Raw genomic sequence first — 3143 nt, forward strand, 5'->3', positions numbered from 1 at the left:
GATGAACTTCCCAAACAGGCCCTAACGGCGAATCCGGGGCTCACCATAACGGGGGGGATCGGGCCGTCTCACCGCACCCTGGGGCGTTGTGTGCATAGTGTGCCAGCCCGTTGCCGCGTTGAGTCGGTGGCCTGGTGTGCGCCGCATTCGTACTGATCGGCGCCCGATGCCCCGGAAGGGAGCTGAGTTACGAAGATTGAGGTGGAGGGGACGTACCTGCCCCGGATCGGTCCCCACTGCCCCCAGGTCCGCTCCTGGCCGGGAGGCCATTCCGGTTCGATGACGTCGAGCAGGATCAGTCCCGCGGCGACGATCTCGCGGACCCGGTCGCCCATCGTGCGGTGCGTCTCGGTGTAGATCGCGGTGCCCTGCTCGTCGTGCTCGGTGTAGGCGCGTCGGTCGAAGTAGCTGTGGAAGACCCGCAGGCCGTTCTCGTCCGGGTCATCCGGCAGGCACCAGACGAACGGATGGGTCGTGGAGAACACCCAGCGGCCACCCGGCCGCAGCACCCGGGCGATTTCCCGCATCACGGTGCCACTGTCGGCGACGAACGGGACCGCGCCGAACGCCGAGCAGGCCACGTCCACGCTGGCGGCCGCGAACGGGAGCGCCGCGGCGTCCGCCTGGACGAGTGGCACGTTGATACCGGTGCGGATCCCGAGCGCGCGGGCCTGGTCCAGCTGACCGCCGGACAGGTCGAACCCCACCACCCGGGCGCCCTGCCCGCGCAGCCAGCGGGCGCACTGCGCGCCGCCGCAGCCGACTTCCAGGACCACCTTGCCGGCGACGTCGCCGAGCAACCCGATCTCGGACTCCCGCAGTCCCTCCGGGCACCAGCAGAAGTCGCTGTCGCCGAGGAACGCGCCGTGCTCCGACTGGTAGTCCGCCGCGGCATCGTCCCAGTAGAAGCGGCTCGCCCGGCGGGCCGTGCCCGGGTCGATGTCACGGTAGCCATAGGCTGGCAGCGGCGCGGAGCCGTCCTGATCGGCGTGGCTCGGGCTGGTGCGGTCGGTCGGGCCGGTGGTGTCGGTGCTGTCGATTGTGCCGGTGCTGCCGGCGATGTTGTCTGGACTTTTCACGGTGACCCATGCTGGCACCCGGGCCCGCGGCCACACCGCTCGGGATGGGCGTTAGGTCACGATCGGAGCCTGTTTACGAAGCGTGATGGGTGACGGCCGCGCCGATCACCGCGCGGTCCTCGGTGATGGTGACCGGCGTGTACACCACCATGCCGGTGGGGTTGCGGTCGACGAGACGTCCGCGGCGGCTCTCCCCGACAAGACGGGCCCGGCCCTCCAGCGAGCCCACGCCCACCTCGTGGTCGGCCGGGCCGAACGGGCCGGTACCGACCAGCCCGGCCTGCTCGGGAACCTCGGTCACGTAGATCCGCACGATCGCTCCGGGCACGGTCGTCCAGCGCAGGACGGTGCCGCCCAGGGTGGAATGGGCCTCCAGATCCACCACCGCGCGCGGCCGTGTGACGACCCGCACCAGCACCTCCGCGGCACCCGACGGGGCGGCGAGACTATCCGAGGCGTCCGCCCCGGCGACCCACACCTGGTAGCGGTAGATCGCGCCGGGTGCGGTGTCCTGGTCGAGGAAATAGCCGTCGGATCCGCGGAACCGGCGCTTCGCGCCCGACAGCGGGGAGGTCTCGGCGAAGGTCCGTTCGATGATGACGCAGCTCTGCCCCGGAACCGGACGCCAGGACAGCGCGACCGCGTCGTCGATCATACTTGCCCGCAGCGCCGTGACGGGGGGGAAGAGCGTGCGGGTCGGGGTGCGGACCGGTACGGACCGCAGCTGGCCGGATTCGCCGGACACCGTGGTGACCACCTCGTGCCAGTGCGGGACGCCCCTGGGCACGCCGGCGTCGAACAGCTCGGTGGCCGTGGTGATGCCCAGGCTGCGTTCGCGGCGGCCGCCGGGGGCCGTGGGATCGACGAGAACACGCGACACCCGGTAGGAGGCGCCCTGCGTGGCCGACGGTTCCCATCGGAGCAGGACCGCGCCGTCCTGCTCCACCGCGGTGAGCTCCATCGGGGCGGCGGGATAGCCGGTCTGCGGCGCGTCGGGATCGACGTGCCCGCCGGACACCTGGCTGGGCACCTGGGTGGGCGCCGCTCCGGCGGTGGGCCCTGGACGCCAGGACAGCTCGTCAACGTGGGCCGCCCGACGCGGCGGATCGGCCCGGGCCGCCCGGGTGAGCAGCTCGCGCGCCCGGGCCGGGGTCATCCGCCGGCCGGGGTCCTTCTCCAACAGGCCGTCGAGCACCGCGGCCAGCTCGCCGGCCCGGTGCGCCGGGGCGGGCGGGTGCAGCAGGATGGCCGCGAGCATCGCGCCGAACGTGTCCCGCTCGAACGGCGGCCGGCCATCGACGGCGAAGTACAGCGTGCCGCCCAGGCTGAACAGGTCCGCCTCGAAGGTGGCGGGCTGGTTGTTCAGCCGCTCCGGCGCCATGTAAAGGGGGGTCCCGAGGACACCGGTGACGGTGAGGGTCGGGTCGCCGTCGCCGGTGGCGATGCCGAAGTCGGTGAGCACGACCCGTCCGTCGGTCCCGATCAGGACGTTCGACGGCTTGACGTCACGGTGAACGATGCCATGCGCCCGTGCCGCGACGAGGGCGTCGAGCACCGCGGTCCCGATCCGGGCGACCTCGGCGACGGGCAGGGGCCCGTCGGACCGGACCACCTCGAACAGGGACCGAGACGGCACGAGCTCCATCACGATCCAGGGCAGGCCGTTCTCCAAGAGCACGTCGAGGATGGTGACGACATGCGGATGGCTGCGAAGCTTGGCCGCGTGGCGCGCCTCCCGCAGGGCGCGTTCGACCCGGTCCGCGCGTTCGGCCTCGGCGACTCCGCCGGCGAACTCGATCTCCTTGAGGGCTGCCTCGGTCTCCAGCACGGAGTCGAAGGCACGCCACACCGTCCCCATCGCACCCGCACCCAGCCGCGCGACGAGTCGGTATCGGCCCGCCACCATACGGTTGCCTACCGGAACGGTAGCCACGACACCCCCTTGGCTTCCTCCATTGTCGCAGGACAGCTTCCCAGGTGGACGGAAATATCGAGACGCTGCCGGGCAGCCCGCTCGCCGGGAGCCCGTGGACCGGGGCACCCGCGTGACCCCGGGCCGGGGTC

General features: G+C 71.9%; 2 protein-coding genes. Both read right to left on the minus strand.

What is annotated here, in order from left to right:
• Nucleotides 1–68 precede the first annotated feature (68 nt).
• The gene (locus ACY5KJ_RS19165) at nucleotides 69–1079 is read right to left on the minus strand and encodes a class I SAM-dependent methyltransferase (protein ID WP_462188669.1); all 1011 of its coding nucleotides are present in this window, start codon (nucleotides 1077–1079) and stop codon (nucleotides 69–71) included.
• 73 nt (nucleotides 1080–1152) lie between these two features.
• Nucleotides 1153–2985, minus strand: coding sequence for a protein kinase domain-containing protein (locus tag ACY5KJ_RS19170; protein ID WP_462204022.1), 1833 nt, complete (start codon nucleotides 2983–2985; stop codon nucleotides 1153–1155).
• Nucleotides 2986–3143: the final 158 nt, after the last annotated feature.

The sequence above is a fragment of the Frankia sp. CcWB3 genome (genome assembly GCF_977927595.1).

Excerpts from the sequence above, each read along its gene's own strand:
- ACY5KJ_RS19170 (WP_462204022.1), bottom strand. The coding sequence starts at position 2,985 with ATGGTGGCGGGCCGATACCGACTCGTCGCGCGGCTGGGTGCGGGTGCG.